At 66.3% G+C, this 20437-nt stretch carries 25 protein-coding genes, 1 tRNA gene, 1 pseudogene and 1 riboswitch; of the genes and pseudogenes, 13 read left to right on the top strand and 14 right to left on the bottom strand.

What is annotated here, in order from left to right; all coding sequences use genetic code 11:
• Window positions 1–10 precede the first annotated feature (10 nt).
• Window positions 11–157 carry a hypothetical protein gene (locus E9536_RS41660; RefSeq protein ID WP_155687416.1) on the top strand — a complete coding sequence of 49 codons (147 nt, stop codon included), beginning with the start codon at window positions 11–13 and terminating at the stop codon, window positions 155–157.
• A pseudogene (locus E9536_RS42695) lies at window positions 133–318 on the top strand (DUF3592 domain-containing protein); the annotation flags it as partial. The gene E9536_RS41660 and the pseudogene E9536_RS42695, both read left to right, overlap by 25 nt.
• A 191-nt stretch (window positions 319–509) precedes the next feature.
• On the opposite strand, the gene E9536_RS31850 reads toward E9536_RS42695, so the two are convergent.
• The 9 genes from E9536_RS31850 to E9536_RS31810 form a co-directional block, all read right to left on the bottom strand.
• Window positions 510–586, bottom strand: a tRNA-Lys gene (locus E9536_RS31850).
• Window positions 587–694: 108 nt separating this feature from the next.
• Window positions 695–1444 carry a tol-pal system protein YbgF gene (gene ybgF, locus E9536_RS31845; protein ID WP_021157175.1) on the bottom strand — a complete coding sequence of 250 codons (750 nt, stop codon included), beginning with the start codon at window positions 1442–1444 and terminating at the stop codon, window positions 695–697.
• A gap of 19 nt (window positions 1445–1463) precedes the next feature.
• Window positions 1464–1976 (bottom strand): peptidoglycan-associated lipoprotein Pal, encoded by a 513-nt coding sequence (gene pal / locus E9536_RS31840; protein WP_021157174.1) that lies wholly within the window; start codon window positions 1974–1976, stop codon window positions 1464–1466.
• A gap of 17 nt (window positions 1977–1993) precedes the next feature.
• On the bottom strand, window positions 1994–3289 hold the full coding sequence (tolB, locus tag E9536_RS31835; protein WP_027788267.1) for a Tol-Pal system beta propeller repeat protein TolB: 1296 nt from the start codon (window positions 3287–3289) through the stop codon (window positions 1994–1996).
• A gap of 109 nt (window positions 3290–3398) precedes the next feature.
• Window positions 3399–4469 carry a cell envelope integrity protein TolA gene (tolA, locus tag E9536_RS31830; RefSeq protein ID WP_134255594.1) on the bottom strand — a complete coding sequence of 357 codons (1071 nt, stop codon included), beginning with the start codon at window positions 4467–4469 and terminating at the stop codon, window positions 3399–3401.
• On the bottom strand, window positions 4466–4915 hold the full coding sequence (gene tolR / locus E9536_RS31825) for a protein TolR (protein ID WP_011351075.1): 450 nt from the start codon (window positions 4913–4915) through the stop codon (window positions 4466–4468). The genes tolA and tolR overlap by 4 nt, the downstream gene beginning before the upstream one ends.
• Window positions 4916–4925: 10 nt before the next feature.
• Window positions 4926–5603: a protein TolQ gene (gene tolQ / locus E9536_RS31820; RefSeq protein WP_021157170.1), complete on the bottom strand. Its 678-nt coding sequence runs from the start codon at window positions 5601–5603 to the stop codon at window positions 4926–4928.
• A 130-nt stretch (window positions 5604–5733) separates the two neighbouring features.
• Window positions 5734–6219: a tol-pal system-associated acyl-CoA thioesterase gene (gene ybgC, locus E9536_RS31815; protein ID WP_027788265.1), complete on the bottom strand. Its 486-nt coding sequence runs from the start codon at window positions 6217–6219 to the stop codon at window positions 5734–5736.
• 101 nt (window positions 6220–6320) lie between these two features.
• Window positions 6321–7067 (bottom strand): SDR family NAD(P)-dependent oxidoreductase, encoded by a 747-nt coding sequence (locus E9536_RS31810; protein WP_027788264.1) that lies wholly within the window; start codon window positions 7065–7067, stop codon window positions 6321–6323.
• A 180-nt stretch (window positions 7068–7247) separates the two neighbouring features.
• A riboswitch (ZMP/ZTP riboswitch) is annotated at window positions 7248–7348 on the top strand.
• A 137-nt stretch (window positions 7349–7485) separates the two neighbouring features.
• Between E9536_RS31810 and glyA the strand changes: the two genes are divergently transcribed.
• The 7 genes from glyA to E9536_RS31770 all read left to right on the top strand — a co-directional run bounded on the left by glyA (window position 7486) and on the right by E9536_RS31770 (window position 12277).
• Complete coding sequence (glyA, locus tag E9536_RS31800; RefSeq protein WP_027788263.1) at window positions 7486–8733, top strand: serine hydroxymethyltransferase; 1248 nt, start codon at window positions 7486–7488, stop codon at window positions 8731–8733.
• 6 nt (window positions 8734–8739) lie between these two features.
• Entirely contained in the window at window positions 8740–9219 is a 480-nt protein-coding gene (nrdR, locus tag E9536_RS31795; protein ID WP_006476792.1) for a transcriptional regulator NrdR, read from the top strand.
• A gap of 153 nt (window positions 9220–9372) precedes the next feature.
• Window positions 9373–9936 (top strand): GspH/FimT family pseudopilin, encoded by a 564-nt coding sequence (locus E9536_RS31790; RefSeq protein WP_136472062.1) that lies wholly within the window; start codon window positions 9373–9375, stop codon window positions 9934–9936.
• A gap of 20 nt (window positions 9937–9956) precedes the next feature.
• On the top strand, window positions 9957–10346 hold the full coding sequence (locus tag E9536_RS31785) for a hypothetical protein (protein WP_211097514.1): 390 nt from the start codon (window positions 9957–9959) through the stop codon (window positions 10344–10346).
• Window positions 10336–11169, top strand: a complete 834-nt coding sequence (locus tag E9536_RS31780; RefSeq protein ID WP_136472058.1) for a PilW family protein — start codon at window positions 10336–10338, stop codon at window positions 11167–11169. Before E9536_RS31785 ends, E9536_RS31780 begins: the two co-directional genes overlap by 11 nt.
• A 140-nt stretch (window positions 11170–11309) precedes the next feature.
• Window positions 11310–11834, top strand: a complete 525-nt coding sequence (locus E9536_RS31775; RefSeq protein ID WP_211097513.1) for a hypothetical protein — start codon at window positions 11310–11312, stop codon at window positions 11832–11834.
• Window positions 11831–12277, top strand: coding sequence for a type IV pilin protein (locus E9536_RS31770; RefSeq protein WP_136472056.1), 447 nt, complete (start codon window positions 11831–11833; stop codon window positions 12275–12277). Before E9536_RS31775 ends, E9536_RS31770 begins: the two co-directional genes overlap by 4 nt.
• Before the next feature lie 54 nt (window positions 12278–12331).
• On the opposite strand, the gene E9536_RS31765 is transcribed toward E9536_RS31770, so the two are convergent.
• From E9536_RS31765 to E9536_RS31755, 3 genes are all read right to left on the bottom strand, one after another.
• Entirely contained in the window at window positions 12332–12775 is a 444-nt protein-coding gene (locus E9536_RS31765; RefSeq protein ID WP_059698903.1) for a DUF3318 domain-containing protein, read from the bottom strand.
• Between the two features lie 43 nt (window positions 12776–12818).
• On the bottom strand, window positions 12819–13208 hold the full coding sequence (locus E9536_RS31760) for a phage holin family protein (RefSeq protein WP_060084030.1): 390 nt from the start codon (window positions 13206–13208) through the stop codon (window positions 12819–12821).
• 123 nt (window positions 13209–13331) lie between these two features.
• On the bottom strand, window positions 13332–13634 hold the full coding sequence (locus E9536_RS31755; RefSeq protein ID WP_006494044.1) for a YqjD family protein: 303 nt from the start codon (window positions 13632–13634) through the stop codon (window positions 13332–13334).
• Window positions 13635–13952: 318 nt separating this feature from the next.
• Here E9536_RS31755 and E9536_RS31750 point away from each other — a divergent pair, with 318 nt between their 5' ends.
• Window positions 13953–14591 (top strand): peroxiredoxin, encoded by a 639-nt coding sequence (locus E9536_RS31750; RefSeq protein WP_021157158.1) that lies wholly within the window; start codon window positions 13953–13955, stop codon window positions 14589–14591.
• A 159-nt stretch (window positions 14592–14750) separates the two neighbouring features.
• On the opposite strand, the gene E9536_RS31745 is transcribed toward E9536_RS31750, so the two are convergent.
• On the bottom strand, window positions 14751–15938 hold the full coding sequence (locus E9536_RS31745; protein ID WP_021157157.1) for an acyl-CoA dehydrogenase: 1188 nt from the start codon (window positions 15936–15938) through the stop codon (window positions 14751–14753).
• Window positions 15939–16102: 164 nt separating this feature from the next.
• Between E9536_RS31745 and E9536_RS31740 the strand changes: the two genes are divergently transcribed.
• Both E9536_RS31740 and E9536_RS31735 read left to right on the top strand, forming a co-directional pair.
• The gene (locus tag E9536_RS31740; RefSeq protein ID WP_027788256.1) at window positions 16103–16894 is read left to right on the top strand and encodes an IclR family transcriptional regulator; all 792 of its coding nucleotides are present in this window, start codon (window positions 16103–16105) and stop codon (window positions 16892–16894) included.
• 155 nt (window positions 16895–17049) lie between these two features.
• The gene (locus tag E9536_RS31735; RefSeq protein ID WP_027788255.1) at window positions 17050–17460 is read left to right on the top strand and encodes a GFA family protein; all 411 of its coding nucleotides are present in this window, start codon (window positions 17050–17052) and stop codon (window positions 17458–17460) included.
• 145 nt (window positions 17461–17605) lie between these two features.
• Here E9536_RS31735 and E9536_RS31730 read toward each other — a convergent pair whose 3' ends face one another.
• Window positions 17606–18409, bottom strand: a complete 804-nt coding sequence (locus E9536_RS31730) for an EAL domain-containing protein (protein WP_060084028.1) — start codon at window positions 18407–18409, stop codon at window positions 17606–17608.
• Window positions 18410–18782: 373 nt separating this feature from the next.
• Here E9536_RS31730 and E9536_RS31720 point away from each other — a divergent pair, with 373 nt between their 5' ends.
• Window positions 18783–20435 carry an FAD-dependent oxidoreductase gene (locus E9536_RS31720; RefSeq protein ID WP_136472054.1) on the top strand — a complete coding sequence of 551 codons (1653 nt, stop codon included), beginning with the start codon at window positions 18783–18785 and terminating at the stop codon, window positions 20433–20435.
• Window positions 20436–20437 lie beyond the last annotated feature (2 nt).

Here is a 20437-nt window from a genome sequence, read left to right as displayed (position 1 = left end):
TACCGGGAACATGATGGTCGACAAGCCTGCGAGGTTCAATTGCGTGGCGCTGGCGATCGGCACGATCCTGGCGGTGTGGGGTGCGGAAACGATCGACGAACGGGGCTCGCGTTTATCGGATCGTCCGTTGCCGTGCAGGGGACGGTCGTCCGGTTGACGCACGGCGCGCATCACCCGTTGATCGAGTTCGTGACGAAACGCGGCGAACGCGTATCGTTTCCGGGGAGCTTCGTGACGGTGGAGTTCAGCGACACGATGCCGGTGCGCTACGACCCGGCCAGGCCGCAAGCCAGCGCAACAGTCGACACGTTCACGAACATGTGGCTCGAGTCGATCATCTCGATCGCGTTCACGATGGCGTTTCTTTGCGCCGGCTTGAAGGGAAAGTCGCTTCTGCCGAAGCGCCGTGTCGATAGCAGGCATCGCGGGGATGCCCGCTATCGACACGGATGCGACAGACGCAAAAAAGCCTCCGCTTGGGAGGCTTTATTTGCACTATCAAAGATAGTTGGTAGGGTGGGAGGGACTCGAACCCTCGACTCTCTGATTAAAAGTCAGATACTCTAACCAACTGAGTTACCACCCCACGTTCTTGAAACCTGTTGGTTCGTTGCTTGAACAACTTGGGCAACGACCCAAAGAGCAAAAGATTATAGCGACGGAGTGTCAGGCTGTCAACAACCCGCCGCGATAATTATTTGATCGTTTCAAGCTTGCCTTGCGCCGTCTGTGCAGCATTCGACCCGGCGTACTGCGAAACGACCTGCTCGAACGTCTTCTTCGCGGCCGCCTTCTGGCCTTGCTCGAGCTGGTTCGTGCCGATCGCCACGAGGGCATCGGCCGCGCGCGGGTGCTGCGGGAACTTGCTGACGATCCCTTGCCACGTCGCAGTCGAACCGCGGTAGTCGCGCAGTGCGTATTGCGCATTGCCGTACCAGTACTGCGCGGTCGGCTGGTAGGGGCTTTGCGGATACTTCGCGATGAACGCGCGGAACGAAGCCGCGGCCGCCTTGAAGTTGCCGTTGCGGAACTGCTGTTGCGCCGCATTGAGCGCATCCGTTTCACCCGGCTGCACGGTGCCTTCGACACCATCGATCGTCGCCTGCTGCGGCTCGAACTTCTTGAGCCGCGTGTCGAGATCCTGGTAGTACTCCTTCTGCTGCCGTTCGAGCGTCGTCAGCCGGTTCGTCAGATCCTCGTTCTCGCCGCGCAGCGTCGCGACCTGCTGGTTCAGCTGGTCGAGACGGCCGGATTGATCGAGGATCGTACGCTGGGCGGCCGACAACTGGCTGGCCAGGTTGTCGGTCTTGGTGCGCAGATCGAGCACGGCGCGGCGCGCTTCGTTGTCGTCGAACACGCCGGCGTGCGCCGGCGCGACCGACCACGCCGCGCCCGCGACGCAGAATGCTGCGGCGACGCGCAGCAGGGATACACGGTGCGTCATACGGCGATTCTTCCGTTACTTACTGTTGGTAGACGAGGTCGGCGCGACGGTTCTGCGCCCACGATGCTTCGTCGTGACCCGTTGCCTGCGGCTTTTCCTTGCCGAGGCTCACGGCTTCCATCTGCGAATCGTTCACGCCGAGCAGTGCCATCGCACGGCGGACGGCTTCCGCACGCTTCTGGCCCAGCGCGAGGTTGTACTCGCTCGTGCCGCGTTCGTCGGTGTTGCCCTGGATCAGCACGTGGCGCTGCGGGTGGCTCTTCAGGTACTGGGCGTGCTGCTGCATCAGCGACTGGTAGTCGTCCTTCACCGAATAGCTGTCGAAGTCGAAGTAGATGCTGCGCTTCGCGAGCGGGCTGTTCGGGTCGTTCAGCGGATCAACGTTCACTTGCGCGACGTTGTCGGCGCTCGGCTGCGTGCTGACCGCACCCGCGTTGTTGGCCTTGTCGTCGAGCTTCACGCCCGACTTGCACGCTGCGAGCGCGCTGATCATCATCACGGCCAGGGCCAGACGAGCTTTATTCGACATCATGGTTACTCTCCTTGTGGTCATTGCATGAAGGGCCCCCACGACGGCTCACGTACGGAGCCGCCCTGGACGGACAGGATTTGCGGCGGCGCGCTGCCGTCGGAGGGCACTGCTGCCAGAACATTGCGACCACCCGACTGGGTAGCGTACAGAAGGTACTGGCCGTTTGCCGCGAAGCTCGGCGATTCGTCGCGATTCGTATTCGTGATGGCGTTCGCCGCGCCCGATTGCAGATCCTGAACGTACAGCTTGAAGCCCCCGCCCGTGCGGGAGATGTAAGCGAGCAGCTTGCCGTCCGGGCTGATACGCGGACTCGTGTTGTAGCTGCCGGTGAAGGTCACGCGCTGCGCGGCGCCGGCGCTTTCGCCCTGTGCGGGCATCCGGTAGATCTGCGGCGCACCGCCGCGATCGCTCGTGAAGTAGATCCAGCGGCCGTCCGGCGAGTAGAACGGCTCGGTGTCGATCGAGCTGCTCTGCGTGAGGCGGCGCAGGCCGCCGCCCGTCGAATTGACCGAATAGATTTGCGTATTGCCCGTCAGCGACAGCGCGACGGCCAGCGTGTTGCTGTCCGGCGACCATGCCGGTGCGCTGTTGTTGCCCTTCTGGTCGGAGACGATGTAGCGGCGGCCGGTCGGCAGGTCGTGGATGTAGACGATCGGCTTCTTGCGCTCGAACGACACGTACGCGACCTTCGTGCCGCTCGGCGACCACGACGGCGAGATGATCGGCTCAGTGCTCGACAGCGCGATGCGCGCGTTCTGGCCGTCCGAATCCGAGATCTGCAACTGGTAGCGGTTACCGGTCTTGATCACGTACGACAGGCGCGTGGCGAACACGCCGCGCACGCCGAGCAGCTTCTGGTAGATGTAGTCGGCGATCTTGTGGCCGGCCGTGCGCAGCGTGGTGTCGGTGGCCGTCAGCGACAGGCCGCCGAGGCTTTGCTGCTTCACGGTGTCGTACAGGATGAAGTTGACCTTGTACTGGCCGTTCGCTTCGCGGTTCACGCTGCCGGCGACGAACGCATTGGCGCCCTTCGCCTTCCATGCGCCGAGATCGACCGATGCGGTCTCCGGCACGGGCGTGCTGCCTGCGTCGATGTTGGTGAATTTGCCGCTGCGGGCGAGGTCGGCGCGGACGATCGACGTGACCTGCTGCGGCAGGTTCGCCTCGTTCGCGAAATTCGCGGTGGCGATGGGGAACTGGGTCGACCCGACACCGGTGATCAGCACGTTGACCTGGGCGTTAGCGGCGCTGCCCGCCGTAATCAGACACGAGGCCACGAGTGCCCTGAAACCTAGCTTTGTCATCAAACTCATGCTTCTTGCTTCCCGTATGGCTTGGATCGCTGCGCAACGGCAGAGACAGTAAAAATACCCGATTCGTTCCCGTCCGACAGCGACGCCCGGAGTGTAAGCGCATTTCGTTTCACTCCGCCGCCTTGAAGGTAATCGTAATGTCCGACGGGGTACGACCGTTAGAATCGGGCGGCAACGGGACCGATGCGTGGATCGCATTGACCACGGCTTGATCCCACCCCGAATTCCCGCTGGAGCGGGAGACCGATGCGCTCAATACGTCACCGGACGGCGTGCACCGAATCTTGACGACGGTGGTCAGGCCTGCCCGCTCGCCGCCCCAAACGATGTTCGGCTTGACGCGGCGGCGCACCTTGTCGGCATAGCCGGGCGTCGCGGCATTGCCGCCGGAGCCCGTGCCGGTGCCGCTTTTCGCGAGGCCTTCGCCGCCGCCTTCACCGGCGCCGGACAGGCCCTGCATCTGCGCGAGGCGCGCGCTGCGCTCGCGGTCGAGTTTCGCGTTCGCCGCCGCATTGGCCTTCGCGCGTGCCGTGGCTTCGGCCTTCGCCTTGGCCTGGGCTTCCGCCTTTGCCTTCGCGGCCGCGTCGGCCTTCGCCTTCGCCGCCTGCTGCGCTTCGAGCTGCGCCTGCTTCTGCTGCTGGAGTTTCTGCTGTTCGAGCTTCTGCTGCTCGAGCTTCTGCTGCTCGGCGAGCTGCTGTTGCTTGAGCTTGTCGGCCTGTTTCTGCCGGTCGCGTTCCGCGGCCTTTTGCGCGGCGAGTGCGGCTGCCTGCTGCGCGGCAAGCTGCGCGCGCCGGGCTTCCTCTTCCTGTTGCGCCTTCAACTGCTGTGCGCGGCGCTGCTGCTCGAGCAGCGCTTCACGCGCGGCCGCTTCCTGCTGCCGCTTCTTCTGCTGCAGCGCGATGTCGGCCTGCTCGTCGCGCACGGGGGGAGCGGGCGGCGCGACCTTCACGGGCGGCGCGGGCGTGACGACGGGCCGCGGCGCGGGCACGTCGGGTACCTCGGTCCACAGCTCGGCTTCGGCGCCGGCCGGCGTGCTGTTCTGCCACTGCACGCCGTGATAGAGGAACAGCGCGAGCAGCACGTGCATCAGCGCGGCGAGCGCGAATGCGCGCCAGGTACCGCGCTCGCGGGGAGGCTGAGGCGGGTAGGCGGAGCTGCGCGTGGATTGCTGCCGGTTCATTGCGATTTGACGAGGAGGCCGACGCGCTTGACGCCGCGCGCCTTCAGATCGGACATCACGGTCATGACTGCATCGTACTGCACGGTCTTGTCGGCCGCGATCACGACCGGCTGGTCGGGATGATCGGCCTGCCGGGCCACGATGAAGCTGTCGAGCTCGGCCTTCGTCATCGTGTCTTCCTGGGTCGCGCCCGAGTCGCCCTTGTACTTGACGCTCATCGTGCGATCGGCCTTGATGTTGACGACGACGGGCGGCGTCTGCTCCTGCGGCGCGGCGTTGCCGACGGTCGGCAGGTTGATGATCGACGGGGCGACGAGCGGTGCGGTGACCATGAAGATCACGAGCAGCACCAGCATCACGTCGATGTACGGCACGACGTTGATGTCGGCCATTGCGCGGCGCGAGCGGCCGCCGCGCATGCTGGATCGGATGGGGCTTCCTGCCATGGCGCGCTCCTTACTGGGCCTGACGCTGCAGGATGTTCGAGAACTCTTCGATGAAGGTCTCGAAGCGGATCGCGAGGCGGTCGATATCGTGCGCGTAGCGGTTGTACGCGACCACGGCCGGAATCGCGGCGAACAGGCCGATCGCGGTGGCGACGAGCGCCTCGGCGATGCCTGGCGCGACGTTCGCGAGCGTGGCCTGCTGCACGTTCGCGAGGCCGCGGAACGAATTCATGATCCCCCAGACCGTGCCGAACAGGCCGATGTACGGGCTGACCGAGCCGACCGACGCGAGGAACGCGAGGTTCGCTTCGAGCACGTCCATTTCACGCTGGAACGACGCGCGCATCGCGCGGCGTGCGCCGTCGAGCACGAGGCCCGGATCGCTGATGCGCTTTTCCTTCGCCTTCAGGAACTCGCGCATGCCCGATTCGAAGATCCGCTCGAGCGCGCCGATCGTGTGGCGGTTGTTGGCTGCGCTCTGGTACAGCGCCTGCAGGTCGCCGCCCGACCAGAAGTCCTTCTCGAAGCGTTCGGTCTGCGCGCGTGCGCGGCGGATCGCGAACCACTTGCGGAAGATGAAGGTCCACGACATCAGCGACAGCAGCAGCAGCAGCCCCATCACGGCCTGGGCCAGCACGCTCGCATTGAGGACGAGGGAAATGATCGACAGGTCTTGAGAAGTGTTCATAGAGGTTTGAGTAACGTCCCTTCGGGGCGCCCGGTATGCGTGCGGCGCGGCGCGCCGGCCATGCCTGGCGCCGAACCTTGCTTAGTATCGAATCAGAAAGGCAAGTTCATAGGCTGTGTCTAAACGGCGCTCATGCGAGCTTCGTTGACAGTGCAGTCTGTCCGTCGTCGATGACGGGCCCGCGTTCTAGCGCGTCGAGCACGGCCGGCGGGATCGCCGCGGGCCGGATGCCGGTACGGTCGACGCAACCGAGGCGGATGTGCCCGGCCACGAGCAGCGTGTCTCCACACCAGGCTTCCTGCGTGAACTCCACCGATGCGCGGCCGATGCGTCCGGGCCGGCTCGTGATCGCCAGGGTGTCGTCGAGTCGCGCCGGTGCGCGGTAGTCGAGCGACGTGCTGCGGACGACGAAGATCGCACCGGTCTCGTCGGCGAGCCGACGCTGGTCGATGCCGCAGGCGCGCAGCCACTCGGTGCGAGCGCGTTCGAAGAACTTCAGGTAGTTGGCATAGAAGACGATGCCGCCTGCGTCGGTATCCTCGTAGTACACGCGCACCGGCCAGATGAAGCCGGAGGGCGCTTCCGGGGAGCGGGTAGGCTGGGTCATGGCGCGCATTCTACCGGAAGGCAGGAGCCTGATTCGTAACCGATTCGTAACGGAATGTAGTATGCGGTAGCACACTGCGGGCCGGCCCGAAGGGGCCGGCCAGCGGGGCTTCAGCCGCGGTGGACGGTCGGGCCGCCGGGTGCTTGCGCGATCGGCATCAGCTCGATCGTGTTGACGTTGACATGCGCCGGGCGCGTCGCGATCCAGTAGATCGTGTCGGCGATGTCCTCGGGCATGAGCGGCTGGACGTTGTTGTAGACGTTCGCCGCTTTTTCGTTGTCGCCGCGATAACGAACGTTCGAGAATTCGGTGCCGCCGCACAGGCCGGGCTCGACGTCGGTGACGCGCAACGGCGTGCCGAGCAGGTCGGCGCGCAGGTTCAGGCTGAATTGTCTGACGAAAGCCTTGGTCGCCCCGTAGACGTTTCCGCCGGCATAAGGGTACGAACCCGCGACCGAGCCAAGATTGAAGATATGGCCGCGGCCGCGCTCGATCATGCCGGGCAGCAGCGCGTGCGTGACCGTGACGAGGCCCGTGCAGTTCGTGTCGATCATCGTGTGCCATTCGTCGAGGCTGGCCTTTTGGGCCGGCTCGACGCCGAGCGCGAGGCCGGCGTTGTTGACGAGCACGTCGATCGCCGCGAATTCGGCGGGAAGGGCGGCCGGCACGGCCTCGACGGCCGCGCGATCGCGTACGTCGAGCTCGAGCGGCAGAAGGGAATCGCCGAGTTCGGCGGCGAGCGCATCGAGACGATCCTTGCGACGCGCGGTCGCGACGACGCGGTGGCCTCCGTTGACAAAGGCACGGGCGATGGCGGCGCCGAAGCCGGCGGACGCGCCTGTGACGAACACGATCATTGCTGCTCCTGGTCGAAGACAAAATAGCGGGTGATATCCCGCAAGCCTACTGAGAATGCCGCACCGCGGCAAGGCGGCAAAGCGTTCCGGCACGGGCGCGTAGAGTCTGGCCCCAATTGCTCCGGGCGCACCGCCGTGCGGTTGCCTATTCATGACGCATCCAATACACTAACGCGCTCATCACCCCTGCGTGACTGGCGATAGAACCCTTCGGGTTCAAGGTGGAGCATCCCACCGTGAAGCGCGGGGCGCCGTTTTTGCCGTTCGCCTGGGCAGCCGTTGTGCGCCGTCGCGTGCATCGCCGGTGGCTGTCCTGCCTCGCGTCATACGGATTCCTCCGCCACGTCGAGCTGGTCCCGCCAGCAGCGCACCGTACTCGGCCACTTCGGTCAACCTGTACACACTTAACGGAAACCGTATGTTTGACAGAGCCCAAAGCACCATCGCGAACGTCGATCCCGAAATCTTTGCTGCGATCGAGCAGGAAAACCGCCGCCAGGAAGATCACATCGAGCTGATCGCGTCGGAAAACTACACGAGCCCGGCGGTGATGGCCGCGCAGGGTTCGCAGCTCACGAACAAGTACGCGGAAGGCTATCCGGGCAAGCGCTACTACGGCGGCTGCGAATACGTGGACGTGGTCGAGCAGCTGGCGATCGATCGCGTGAAGCAGCTGTTCGGCGCGGAAGCGGCGAACGTGCAGCCGAACTCGGGTTCGCAGGCGAACCAGGGCGTGTTCTTCGCGATGCTCAAGCCGGGCGACACGATCATGGGCATGAGCCTCGCGCACGGCGGCCACCTGACGCACGGTTCGCCGGTGAACATGTCGGGCAAGTGGTTCAACGTGGTGAGCTACGGCCTGAACGAGAACGAAGACATCGACTACGAAGCGGCCGAGAAGCTTGCGCAGGAACACAAGCCGAAGCTGATCGTCGCGGGCGCGTCGGCGTTCTCGCTGAAGATCGATTTCGAGCGTCTGGCGAAGATCGCGAAGTCGGTCGGTGCGTACCTGATGGTCGACATGGCGCACTACGCCGGCCTGATCGCGGCAGGCGTGTACCCGAACCCGGTGCCGCACGCGGACTTCGTGACGACGACGACGCACAAGAGCCTGCGCGGCCCGCGCGGCGGCGTGATCCTGATGAAGGCGGAGTACGAGAAGCCGATCAATTCGGCGATCTTCCCGGGGATCCAGGGCGGCCCGCTGATGCACGTGATCGCGGGCAAGGCGGTGGCGTTCAAGGAAGCCCTGTCGCCGGAATTCAAGGCGTACCAGGAGAAGGTGGTCGAGAACGCACGCGTGCTGGCTGAAACGCTGGTGAAGCGCGGCCTTCGCATCGTGTCGGGCCGCACGGAAAGCCACGTGATGCTGGTCGACTTGCGCGCGAAGAACATCACGGGCAAGGCAGCGGAAGCCGCGCTCGGCGCCGCGCACATCACGGTCAACAAGAACGCGATCCCGAACGATCCGGAAAAGCCGTTCGTGACGAGCGGCGTGCGCCTGGGCTCGCCGGCGATGACGACGCGCGGGTTCGGTCCGGCGGAAGCGGAACAGGTGGGCAACCTGATCGCTGACGTGCTGGAAAACCCGGAAGATGCAGCGACGATCGAGCGCGTGCGCGCGCAGGTCGCCGAGCTGACCAAGCGTTTCCCGGTCTATCGCTGATCGACGATGCGCTGCCCGTTCTGCCGGCATGACGACACGCAGGTCGTGGACTCGCGCGTGTCCGAAGATGGCGCCGCGATCCGGCGGCGCCGTCGCTGCTCGGCTTGCGACAAGCGCTTCACGACGTACGAGCGGGTCGAGCTGTCCCTGCCGTTCGTCGTGAAGAAGGACGGCAGCCGCACGGAATTCGACCGTCGCAAGATCGTCGCCAGCATGCAACTCGCGCTGCGCAAGCGGCCGGTTGCTGCCGACGCGATCGACGCGGCGGTCGCCCGCATCGAGTATCAACTGCTCGCGACAGGCGAGCGCGAAGTGCGTAGCGAGAAGCTCGGCGAACTCGTGATGAACGAGTTGCGCGGCCTCGATACGATCGCTTATGTCCGCTTCGCATCGGTGTATCGCCGGTTCGAGGACGTTTCCGAATTTGCCGACGTGATCGAAGAGTTCCGTCGCGCCTCTCCCGCCAAGACTCCGCGTAAGCGCTGACGCGCTGCGTCCGTTCATCGTCTTCTCCGTTGGATCAGTTCGCGCCGATTGTGTCGGTCGCGATCGCATGCCGCCAGTCGGCCGTTCGGCAAATGGCGCGCGTCCGCACGCGTCGCTACAGTCGTCGCATCACCTTGGCGAAGGACGGCTGCGATGGGACTGCACGCTTTACCCCTGAAAAATGTGTTGCGCCGCTCGGGCGGGTTCACGCTCGTCGAGCTGATGGTCGCGCTCTCGCTGGCGGCCGGGCTCGCGCTCCATGCGGCGCCCGCGTTCGATCAGTGGCACATGCGTGAACGTGTGGATGCACGCTCGCGCGCGCTGCTCGGCGCGCTGTCGTTTGCACGTACCGAGGCGATGCGCCTCGGCGTGCGTGTCACGCTGTGCAGGGCCGGGAGCGGCGGCGCCTGTTTGCGTGCGGGTGAGCGGTGCGATCCGGCCGAATGGTCGTGCGACTGGATCGTCAGCGGGCAGGTCGACGGGCAGTCACGCGTGCTGAGGCGCTATCCGCGCGATGCCGAAGTGGCCGTCGCGGGTGCGGCCCACGATCTCGCGTTTGCGCCACCGGTCGGTCAGGCAATCGGTGGTATCCGGCGGTTCGAATTGAGTCCACGACGCGACATATCGGAGGCTGACGCCACACGTGCGTCGCGTTGCGTGCGGATTGCGGCAGGTGGCCGGGCGCGGGTTGTCGCCGGCCGCTGCGACGCGGCGTGAGTGTCATGATGCGCAACGCAATGCGCGGCACGTCGCTGCTCGAAGCGATGCTGGCCGTCGCGCTCCTCGCGGCCGTAATGCTGGCCGTGGCGGGCAGCCAGCTTGCGATGGCGCGTGCGCAGCGCGCGACGATCTGGCGTGAACGCGCGCTGTGGCTGGCTGATGCGCGTATCGAGCGCTTGCACGTAGCCGCGCAGGCTGACGATGGCCTCGCGGCGCGGGCAGCGGCGTCGCTGCCCGGCGGCGCGATGATGCGTGGCGATGAGCCGGGTGGCGTCAGCTACGCGGTTGTCGGCTGGCGCGGCGGTCATTCGGCTACCGGGCCGCGATGCGATGCGACGGGCAGGCCGGCGCAGCCGCCTTCTTGCGTCCGGATTCCGTATCGGGAGACTGACGCCGATGAACGCTGATCGCCGCATGCGTGCGCATACGCTGCTTGAAGTATTGATTGCGATGACGGTCGGTCTGCTCGTGCTCGCGGCGGCCGTTGCGCTGCTCCACGCGCAGCGCATCGCCCAGCGGCGTGCGGACGACGGGTTCCGGATGCGCGATGCGGCCGGCACCGCACTGATGCTGATCGGCCAGCAGATCCAGATGGCAGGATTCCGGCCGCTCGATGCAGGGGGCGTGTCGTCGTTGCCGCCGGTGTTCGGCTGTTCGATGGCGCGTGTGAGGGGAAGTGGCGCGCAAGTACGGTGCGAGCCCGTGCGCGCTGCATCGGATGCGCTGCTGATCCGGTATGTCGGCGACGCCGTGTCGACGTGGCCCACCGTTAGCGGCCAGGTGCCGGATTGCCTCGGGCAGGGTATCGGCGGGGCCGGCGAACGTGCGCCGGTGGAGAACCGCTTCGATGTGCACGTTAGTCCGTCGACGGGCGAGCCCGAACTGTATTGCGAAGGAAACGGCCGTCCGGGCACGCCACAGCCGGTCGTGTCGGGAATCGATCAGTTGCGGGTGCGCTATCTTCGTCGCGACGGCACGCAGTTCGTCGATGCCGATGCCATGCGCGTCGACGACTGGCACGAGGTCGTGGCCGTGCATGTCTGCGTGCGGGCGCGCGGTGACCCGTCGGGCGAGCCGGCGCGGCACGTCGACTGCGATGGCCGCACCGTCGTTGCACAAGACGGCCGCGCGCGCATGACGCTCGATCGCATCGTCGCATTGAGGAATGTCGCGGGCGCATTCGACGATACGCCGCGCGATGCAACGGATGACCGCGAGGTGCTGCGATGAACGGAGCGGGGCGGCACGTGCCGCAGCGGTCGGCATGCGTCGCGGCAGGCAACCCGCACGAGCGTGTCGCGACAAGTGGCGAAGACCCGCGGCGGGCTGCGGGTGCGGAGGCCCTGGCGTCGAGACGGCGAGTGTTGCACATGCGCTTGCGGTCAACCATCTGCGATCGGCGTCGCGAAGCGGGCCTTGCATTGCCTGCGGTGATCGCGGTCGGCGCGGCGGTTGCGGCGCTGACCGGCACGTGGTTCGAAGCTGCACTGACGGAATCGCGCCGCACGCGCGCGTTGTCCGATCGGCTGGTCGCATTTCACGCGGCCGATGCCGCGCTTGCCGCGTGCACCGCGCGATTGCGCCGGGGCTCGGCGCCCTACGTAAGCGAAGGCGAGTCGCACGCGGAGCCCGACGCGTGGCGGCGCACGCCGGCGCTGGCGGCGGCCGAAGCGTTCGCGCCGTTCGCAGGATGGCCGACGGTCGTGCAACCGCCACGATGCCTGATCGAAGCGTGGCGTGGGGCCGGGCCGGCCGATGCCCGTGCGTACGTGGTCACCGCGCGCGGTGTCGGTGCGCATGCATCGAGCGCCGTCTGGCTGCAGCATCAGGTCGCGATCCGCGACGGATACATCGTCGCCTTGCGCTGGCGTCACGTCGCGACGGTGCTTCGATGAGCGGTCGCCCATCCATGCAACGCTCGGCGGGATTCACGCTGATCGAGCTGATGATCGTGCTCGCGATCGTCGCGGTGCTGGCCGGATGGGGCATCCCGTCGTATCGCGAGCATGTGGCGCGCGCTCATCGCGCATCGGCAGTCGCCGCGCTGTACCGGGCGGCCCAATATCTCGAAACACTCGAGGGGGTGCCGCCTTCGGCGTTGCCCGCGGCGCTCGCGCAAGCGCCGCCGGACGGGCGCGCGGTCTATCGTCTGGCGCTCCGGCGGCCGGACAGCGACGATTCGCCCGTGAGCTATGAGCTGGAAGCCATCCCGCTCGACACCGGCCCGATGCACGGCGATGCATGCGGCGCATTCACGCTGCGCTCGGACGGGACGAAGGGCAATGTCCGAAGTGATGCCGTCGACGAACAGGTCGCCGCGTGCTGGGGTGTGCGTTGAGTTCGAATGAAAGGCGCGCCACGGCGGATGGCCGGGCGCGCAGGATGGCGACGATCAGTCGTCGTGCGCATCGAGCCCGCGCTCGTTGCGGGACGCCTTCCAGATCCGGTAGACCTCCCATGCAGCAAAACCGAGGGTGCCCCACTTCAGCGCGGGCCCCGCGCTCGCGCGCAGCAGCGAGCGAACGGGTTTGGCGAGCACGAGCGATGCGAGCGAACTCAGCATCGGATACTGGTTGACGAGCTGGCCGAGGCTCGCGTTCAGGTTCTTGGCGGACTGACTGAACTTGTTGCTGGACAGGCCGGGGATGAACACCTTGAGCCAGCTGAAGCGCGTGACGGCCTGGCGCATTTCGCCGGCGGCTTCCGCGAGTTCGAGCCGCTCGACTTCGGATCGCAGGATCAGCAGTTCCTTGCGGAGCGCGCGATGCTGCGACGCGCTCCAGTTCGATCGCGACGAATGGGAGCGGGGGGAATTGCCCGTGACGTTCTGGCTCATGGCGCGTCGGCGAAGTAGGTGGGAGGGGTGAGCGCGACTGCGTTCACGGCTTGCCGCGGAACAGTTCGCGGTCTTTCTCGAGTTCGGCGAGCGTCGCCTCGAATACGGTCGGCGCGTCGCGCAGGCCCGAACGGGCTTTCAGTGCGCACGTGATCCCGCCTGCGGCATAGAGCGCGGTGATCGCCGCGAGCGACTGCCAGCGGTAGGTATCCCAGAACGCGATCGCGACGAGTACGGTCAGGCTGATGAGTGCCATCGTCGCGAGCATCATCGCGGCGAGCCCGAGGAACAGCACGCCCATCAGGCGCTCCTTCTCCTCGGCAAGCTCGATGCCCACCAGTTCGAGGCGCGTTTGCAAAAGCCCGATCGCGGAGCCGACGAGGCGGCGCAGCGGTCCTTGGCCGGACGGCTGCGAGGTGGTGTCTGTCGTCATGGGTGAGGTGCGTGCGCGTGCAGTGTGCAGCTAGGACAAAGCCGGCCGGCGGAAACCGCCGGCTGGCTTCGACGCCCGCAGGCCGCGTGAAGCGGCCCGCGGGACGGAACGACGCAGGGCGCGTTACTTGCGGTTGATCAGCAGGCCGATCAGCACGCCAACGCCGGCGGCGACGCCGATCGACGTCCACGGATGCTCGTGCACGTAATCGTCGGTCGCGCGTGCGGCCTTCTTGCCTTTCTCGACCACGACGACCTGGACGTCGGCTGCCTTTTCCTTGGCCTGCTTCAGGCGCGACATGGCTTTCTCGCGCAGCTCGGCCGCACGGTCGCCCGTGCTGCTCGCAGCTTGCTTGAGCAGGTCTTCGGCGTCCGAGAGAACGGTTTTGATATCCGACATCAGTTTCTCCTTGTTGATTTCCGACATTGCAACTCCCTTCATGCTGTCATGCTGCAGGTTCACATCGTAGCGAAACGCCTGCCTGCTGGCGAGCCGGGAAGACACACGACGGCAGCGCAAGACCGCATGGTAAACGACTTGTAATGATCAACAGAGCGGCAAACGGGGTGAAAAGTTTCCCGCAGGGCTGCCCGAGCTGCACCGACACCGGGCAAAAATGACAAAAAAGTATGAATATCAAACGGAATAATCGTTCGCATGCCCCATTGCTTCCCGTAAGCTGACACACTTTCCCGCGCCGACCCGGGCGCGGTTTCAACCAGCATCGTTCGAGGAGGGAACATCATGAGTCTGCGTCTTGGCGACATCGCACCGGATTTCGAGCAGGAATCGAGCCTGGGCCCGATCAAGTTTCACGAGTGGCTGGGTGACGGCTGGGGTGTCCTGTTCTCCCATCCGGCCGACTACACGCCGGTATGCACGACCGAACTCGGGCTGACCTCGAAGCTGAAGGGCGAATTCGAGAAGCGCAACGTGAAGGTGATCGCGCTGTCGGTCGACGGTGTCGAATCGCACAAGGGCTGGATCAACGACATCAACGAAACGCAGTCGACGGTCGTCGGCTTCCCGATCATCGCCGATGCGGACCGCAAGGTTTCGCAGTTGTACGACATGATCCACCCGAACGCGAACGAAACGCTGACGGTGCGTTCGCTGTTCGTGATCGACCCGAACAAGAAGGTGCGGCTCATCATCACGTATCCGGCCAGCACGGGGCGCAACTTCGACGAAGTGCTGCGCGTGATCGACTCGCTGCAACTGACCGACAACTACAAGGTCGCGACGCCCGGCAACTGGAAGGATGGCGACGATGTCGTGATCGTGCCGTCGCTGCAGGATCCGGAAGAGCTGAAGAAGCGCTTCCCGAAGGGCTTCAAAGCAGTGCGTCCGTATCTGCGCCTCACGCCGCAGCCGAACAAGTAAGCATCTGCGGCACGTGAACGCGTACCGGGCCGCCGGCCCGGAGCGCGGATCCGATGAAAAACGGCCCGCCCGGCAGTGATGCCGGGCGGGCCGTGTCTTTTATGCGTGCGCGGCGCGGCATGGCATGGCATGGCTGCCGGGCGCGCCGCAGCCGGACGATCAGAAGAACGCCTGGATGCCCGTCTGTGCACGGCCGAGGATCAGCGCGTGGATGTCGTGCGTGCCTTCGTACGTGTTGACCACTTCGAGGTTCACGAGGTGGCGCGCGACGCCGAATTCGTCGGAGATGCCGTTGCCGCCGAGCATGTCGCGCGCGAGCCGGGCGATGTCGAGCGCCTTGCCGCACGAGTTGCGCTTCATGATCGACGTGATCTCGACGGCCGCCGTGCCTTCGTCCTTCATCCGGCCGAGGCGCAGCACGCCTTGCAGGCCGAGCGTGATTTCGGTCTGCATGTCCGCGAGCTTCTTCTGGATCAGCTGGTTCGCGGCGAGCGGCCGGCCGAACTGCTGGCGGTCGAGCACGTACTGGCGCGCGGTGTGCCAGCACGATTCGGCGGCGCCCAGCGCGCCCCACGCGATCCCGTAGCGGGCCGAGTTCAGGCACGTGAACGGGCCGCGCAGGCCGCTCACGTTCGGCATCAGGTTCTCTTCCGGCACGAACACCTCGTCGAGGACGATCTCGCCGGTGATCGATGCGCGCAGCCCGACCTTGCCGTGGATCGCGGGCGCCGACAGGCCCTTCCAGCCCTTCTCGAGGATGAAGCCGCGAATCGCGTCCTTGCCGTTCTCCTCGAGCTTCGCCCACACGACGAACACGTCGGCGATCGGCGAGTTCGTGATCCACATCTTCGCGCCGGACAGCGAATAGCCGCCGGGCACCTTCTTCGCGCGGGTGACCATGCTGCCCGGGTCGGAGCCATGGTTCGGCTCGGTCAGCCCGAAACAGCCGATCCATTCACCGGTCGCGAGTTTCGGCAGGTATTTCTGCTTCTGTGCGTCGGAGCCGAATTCGTAAATCGGCACCATCACGAGCGACGACTGGACGGACATCATCGACCGGTAGCCCGAGTCGACGCGTTCGACTTCGCGCGCGATCAGTCCGTAGCTCACGTAATTGAGGCCGGGGCCGCCGTATTCCTCGGGAATCGTCGGGCCGAGCAGGCCGACTTCGCCCATCTCGCGGAAGATTTCGGCGTCGGTGCGCTCGTGGCGGAACGCTTCGGTGACGCGCGGGGCGAGCTTGTCCTGCGCATACGCCTGCGCCGCGTCGCGCACCATCCGCTCTTCTTCGGTCAGTTGCTGGTCGAGCAGCAGCGGATCGTCCCAATGAAAAGTTGCAGCACTCATCGTCTCATCTCCTGTCGGGCAGAGTTGGCGCTTCAGCGCTTACTCTGGCCCCATGCTTAGCGGTCGGTCCGGTCTTCCAGCCGGGCCCCATGCCAAAAGTTCGCTTGACTGATGTTCCGCTGTGCGGAACAATGTTTTGCAAATCGAACCCAGTGTAGCACCAGATGACACTTTCAACCATCGACGAAACCACGATTGACGAGCGCAAGTTCGTCGTCGCGCTCGCGCGCGGGCTCGACCTGCTGCGCGCATTCCGGCCCGGCGAGACGATGCTCGGCAACCGCGACTTCGCGGAGCGCACCGGGCTGCCGAAGGCGACCGTGAACCGGCTTGCCTATACGCTGACCGTGCTCGGCTACCTGCGCTACGACGAGACGCTCGGAAAGTATGCGCTCGACGCCGGCGTGCTGTCGCTCGGCTACGCGCTGCTGTCCGGCTCGGGGACGCTCGACCTCGCGCGGCCGCACATGCAGGCGCTCGCGCGCGACATCGGCGCGGCCGTGTCGCTCGGCTGCCGCGACGGGCTCGACATGATCTATCTGGAGACGATCCGCAGCGAGACCGCGCTGACGCTCGGGCTCGCACCCGGTTCGCGGCTGTCGATGCTGACGAGCTCGATGGGGCGCGCGTACCTGGCCGTGCAGCCGGAGGACGTGCGCCGCGCGCTCTATGCGGAGCTGCACCGCGCGGCCGGCGGTGCGGCCGACGCCGATGCGCTCGTCGCCGCCGCGCAGCACGCGGTGGCCGAGTTCTCGGCGGGCGGTTGCTGTTATTCGTTCCGGGCGTGGCACATGGACGTCAATGCGGCGGCCGTGCCGTTTCGCGAGCCGCGCGAGGGGCGCTGGCTGATCCTGAGCTGCAGCGGCCCCGCATCGTCGATGGACGAGGAGGTGTTTCGTACGCAGGTCGGGCCGAAGCTGAAGGCGCTCGCGCAACGGCTCGGGCAGACGGCCTGAGAAACGCGGTGCGCGTTGCCCTCGCACCGCAACCGCGTCGCCGCCGGTGAAGGTGAGGGGGATGGTGACGGCGGGCGGCGGCTGCCGCCGTCTCTTGTGCCGCGCTCGAACCGCGCTCATCATCGATCGCCAGCTTCCCGACGACGAGGTCTGCGATGTCTCACCCGGAATCCATGGAAGGCGGATGCGCGTGCGGCGCGATCCGCTACCGTATTGCCCAAGTCCCGACCGACGCCGGCTTCTGCCACTGCCGGCTCTGCCAGCGCACGACCGGTGCGGCGGTCGTCGCATCGGCATCGGTGCCGATCGACGCGTTCGAATACCTGCAGGGCGAACCGACCGTCTACGCGTCGAGCGCGTGGGGCGAGCGCCGCTTCTGCGGCCGTTGCGGCGCGCAGCTCGAATACCGGCTGATCGACGCACCGAAAACGGTCGAGATCAATTACGCCACGCTCGATGAGCCGTCGCGGCTACGGCCGGCCTGGCACGTCTGGTATGGGGATCGTTTCCCGGGCATCGAGATCGACGACGATCTGCCCAAGTACGACGATGGCGGAAGCGCGTAGGCGGTAACCGTCTGCACCGACGGGCAGGCGTCGAGCCGCGGGTCGCGCCCGGCCACCCGATCGCTTCATCCTTCTTCAAGCGGCGCCACACCCTCGCCGCGCATCCGGCGCGCCGCTCCCCGCGTGCGCCGGCTACCTCATCCGTTCAGGCCGTCACGACCTTCGCGAACACCGGCCCCTGCATGAACCGCACGTCGTGCTGGCGCAGCAGCTCGCACTGCGTTTCGTCGACGACGCCGTCGAAGATCAGCGGAATCCGGACGCGCTGCGCATACGCGACGAGCGCCTTGACCATCCCGTCGCGCAACGCGATGCCCGCATCCATCTTGATGTAGTCGGGGCGCGCCATGTCCGATTCGACCGCGAGGATGCGGCCCGGGTCGGGCAGCTTGTCCGCCACCTTGAAGCCGTGATGCTGGTAGCTGCGTGTCAGGTAGCCGAGGAAGGTCTTGTGCGCGACCGCGACCGCCGGCAGCTCGATCACGATCCGCTCGGCCGGCAGCCCGAAGCGCTGCAGCACCGACGAGAAATGCTTGCCGTGGTCGTACTTCACGCTTTTCAGCAGGCGTTCGTGCACGCGCAGGAACAACAGCCCGTGGCGCTGGGCGCCGAAGAAATTGATCGCGTGCAGCGCGCGCGACAGGCGGTCGATCGCCACGAGCGTCTGGTCGTCGACGGCTGAGTCGACCGGATCGTGCGGCGCGCCCGTGACGACCGTCACGGCCTGGAAGCCGAGCTCGTCGCCATAGCGCTCGATGGCGTCGGCGAACGACGTCGATTGCGGCGCGCCCGGCATCGTCACGTCGTAGATCGGTTCGTAGGCGCTGCCGAGCGTGCGCTCGGGCAGGTTCGCGCTTGCGGTGCCGCCATCGGCGAGCGCGAGGTGATCCCGCAGATACGGCAGTTGCCCGGCACGGGCGACCAGCTCGGGAATGGTGGGCGGAATCATCGGCGTAAGAAGGAAAAACGGCGGCCGAACGGGCCGCCTCGTAGCTTGATATTAGCAGTGCCGGCCAAGGTCGGCTCGGCGTTTCACTTATATGGTTATCCCGTCTCCGAGCCTTCGCCTAGGGTTTACGTTGATTTCACTATTCGTAATTGGTTTTACTATTCGTAAATCCAGAATTTGTCGCCGATCAAGAAATGCGGCAGGCGGGCGCCGCGAAACGGCGCCGTTCGCGAATCAACAGGAAGCAAGGAGCGAGACGTGGCGGTTGACAGGAGTGGCATGCGGGACGGCGGCGCGGCGCGCCGGCAGGCGACGGGCGGGATGACGGGCGAGTCGGCGCCCGCCCGGCAGGGTTGAGGGGCGGACGGCGACCATGAGCATCGATTACCAGACGCTGAAGTTCGAATACCGTCCGCGTGCGCAGGACGCGACCGTTCACCCGGTGATCGTCGTCGGCGCGGGCCCGGTGGGTCTCGCGGCGGCGATCGACCTCGCGCAGCATGGCGTGCCCGTCGTGCTGCTCGACGACGACGACACGCTGTCCACCGGCTCGCGCGCGATCTGCTTCGCGAAGCGCACGCTCGAGATCTTCGACCGGCTCGGCTGCGGCGAGCGCTTCGTCGACAAGGGCGTCAGCTGGCACGTCGGCAAGGTGTTCCTGCAGGACGAGCAGCTGTACGCATTCGACCTGCTGCCCGAGGAAGGGCACGCGCGCCCCGCGTTCATCAATCTGCAGCAGTACTACGTCGAAGGTTATCTGGCCGATCGCGCGTTCGAGCTGCCGAACATCGATATCCGCTGGAAGCACAAGGTGACGGGCATCGAGCAGGCGGCCGAACACGCGGTGCTGACGATCGAGACGCCGGAAGGCACCGCGACGCTGCGCGCGCAGTACGTGATCGCGGCCGACGGCTCGCGCAGCCCGATGCGCACGATGATGGGCCTTGAAAGCCACGGCCGCACGTTCAAGGACCGCTTCCTGATCGCCGACGTGAAGATGAAGGCGGAGTTTCCGACCGAGCGCTGGTTCTGGTTCGACCCGCCGTTCCACCCCAATCAGTCGGTGCTGCTGCATCGCCAGCCCGACAACGTGTGGCGCATCGACTTCCAGCTCGGCTGGGATGCCGATCCGGTCGCCGAGAAGCAGCCGGAGCGCGTGATCCCGCGCGTGCGCGCGCTGCTCGGGCCGGACGTCGAGTTCGAGCTCGAATGGGTGAGCGTCTATACGTTCCGCTGCCAGCGGATGGATACGTTCCGTCACGGCCGCGTGCTGTTCGCGGGCGACTCCGCGCACGGCGTGTCGCCGTTCGGCGCGCGCGGCGCGAACAGCGGCGTGCAGGACGCCGACAACCTCGCCTGGAAGCTGAAACTCGTGCTCGACGGCCGTTCGGCCGACAGCCTGCTCGATACGTATGCGAGCGAGCGCGAGTTCGCGGCCGACGAGAACATCCGCAACTCGACGCGCTCGACGGACTTCATCACGCCGAAAAGCCCGGTGTCGCGCGTATTCCGCGACGCGACGCTGAAGCTCGCGCGCGACTGCGAGTTCGCGCGCAAGCTCGTGAACAGCGGCCGCCTGTCGGTGCCGTCGGTGCTGGCCGATTCGCCGCTGAACACGCCGGACCGCAATGGCGACGCATTCGCGGGCGCGATGCGCCCGGGCGCGGCGGCAGCCGATGCGCCGGTGCGTGTGCAGGGCACGTCGGGCTGGCTGCTGCAGCATCTGGGCAGCGGCTTCACCGGTGTGCTGTTCGGGCTGCCGGGCGATGCGGGCGCGCTCGCGCAGGCGCTCGATGGCCTCGCGCTGCCGGTGCGGCCCGTGCTCGTCGTGCCGGCCGGACACGCGCAGCCGGTCGCGGGTGTCGACGTCGTGGAGGACGTCGACGGTTTCGCCGCGCAACGCTACGACGCGAAGCCCGGCACGTTCTACCTGCTGCGCCCCGACCAGCATGTCTGCGCCCGCATGCGCACGCTCGAGCGTCAGGCGCTTGCCGACGCACTGGCGCGCGCGACCTGCGCACGCTGAAT

The sequence above is a fragment of the Burkholderia sp. LS-044 genome, assembly GCF_004803625.1.
In the GTDB taxonomy this organism is placed as follows: domain Bacteria; phylum Pseudomonadota; class Gammaproteobacteria; order Burkholderiales; family Burkholderiaceae; genus Burkholderia; species Burkholderia cepacia.
This window is presented reverse-complemented; position numbering and strand designations above follow the sequence as displayed.

Bases quoted from the DNA above. Each gene is read 5' to 3' on its own strand.
- tolB (WP_027788267.1), bottom strand. From the start codon at position 3,289: ATGAGTTTGATGACAAAGCTAGGTTTCAGGGCACTCGTGGCCTCGTGT.
- E9536_RS31775 (WP_211097513.1), top strand. From the start codon at position 11,310: ATGCGCTTGCGGTCAACCATCTGCGATCGGCGTCGCGAAGCGGGCCTT.
- E9536_RS31785 (WP_211097514.1), top strand. From the start codon at position 9,957: ATGCGCGGCACGTCGCTGCTCGAAGCGATGCTGGCCGTCGCGCTCCTC.
- E9536_RS31755 (WP_006494044.1), bottom strand. From the start codon at position 13,634: ATGTCGGAAATCAACAAGGAGAAACTGATGTCGGATATCAAAACCGTT.
- tolA (WP_134255594.1), bottom strand. From the start codon at position 4,469: ATGAACCGGCAGCAATCCACGCGCAGCTCCGCCTACCCGCCTCAGCCT.
- E9536_RS31810 (WP_027788264.1), bottom strand. From the start codon at position 7,067: ATGATCGTGTTCGTCACAGGCGCGTCCGCCGGCTTCGGCGCCGCCATC.
- E9536_RS31740 (WP_027788256.1), top strand. From the start codon at position 16,103: ATGACACTTTCAACCATCGACGAAACCACGATTGACGAGCGCAAGTTC.
- pal (WP_021157174.1), bottom strand. From the start codon at position 1,976: ATGATGTCGAATAAAGCTCGTCTGGCCCTGGCCGTGATGATGATCAGC.
- E9536_RS31735 (WP_027788255.1), top strand. From the start codon at position 17,050: ATGTCTCACCCGGAATCCATGGAAGGCGGATGCGCGTGCGGCGCGATC.
- E9536_RS31730 (WP_060084028.1), bottom strand. From the start codon at position 18,409: ATGATTCCGCCCACCATTCCCGAGCTGGTCGCCCGTGCCGGGCAACTG.
- E9536_RS31770 (WP_136472056.1), top strand. From the start codon at position 11,831: ATGAGCGGTCGCCCATCCATGCAACGCTCGGCGGGATTCACGCTGATC.
- E9536_RS41660 (WP_155687416.1), top strand. From the start codon at position 11: ATGATGGTCGACAAGCCTGCGAGGTTCAATTGCGTGGCGCTGGCGATC.
- E9536_RS31790 (WP_136472062.1), top strand. From the start codon at position 9,373: ATGGGACTGCACGCTTTACCCCTGAAAAATGTGTTGCGCCGCTCGGGC.
- E9536_RS31760 (WP_060084030.1), bottom strand. From the start codon at position 13,208: ATGACGACAGACACCACCTCGCAGCCGTCCGGCCAAGGACCGCTGCGC.
- E9536_RS31750 (WP_021157158.1), top strand. From the start codon at position 13,953: ATGAGTCTGCGTCTTGGCGACATCGCACCGGATTTCGAGCAGGAATCG.
- tolQ (WP_021157170.1), bottom strand. From the start codon at position 5,603: ATGAACACTTCTCAAGACCTGTCGATCATTTCCCTCGTCCTCAATGCG.
- ybgF (WP_021157175.1), bottom strand. From the start codon at position 1,444: ATGACGCACCGTGTATCCCTGCTGCGCGTCGCCGCAGCATTCTGCGTC.
- tolR (WP_011351075.1), bottom strand. From the start codon at position 4,915: ATGGCAGGAAGCCCCATCCGATCCAGCATGCGCGGCGGCCGCTCGCGC.
- E9536_RS31780 (WP_136472058.1), top strand. From the start codon at position 10,336: ATGAACGCTGATCGCCGCATGCGTGCGCATACGCTGCTTGAAGTATTG.
- E9536_RS31720 (WP_136472054.1), top strand. From the start codon at position 18,783: ATGAGCATCGATTACCAGACGCTGAAGTTCGAATACCGTCCGCGTGCG.
- E9536_RS31745 (WP_021157157.1), bottom strand. From the start codon at position 15,938: ATGAGTGCTGCAACTTTTCATTGGGACGATCCGCTGCTGCTCGACCAG.
- glyA (WP_027788263.1), top strand. From the start codon at position 7,486: ATGTTTGACAGAGCCCAAAGCACCATCGCGAACGTCGATCCCGAAATC.
- E9536_RS31765 (WP_059698903.1), bottom strand. From the start codon at position 12,775: ATGAGCCAGAACGTCACGGGCAATTCCCCCCGCTCCCATTCGTCGCGA.
- ybgC (WP_027788265.1), bottom strand. From the start codon at position 6,219: ATGCGCGCCATGACCCAGCCTACCCGCTCCCCGGAAGCGCCCTCCGGC.
- nrdR (WP_006476792.1), top strand. From the start codon at position 8,740: ATGCGCTGCCCGTTCTGCCGGCATGACGACACGCAGGTCGTGGACTCG.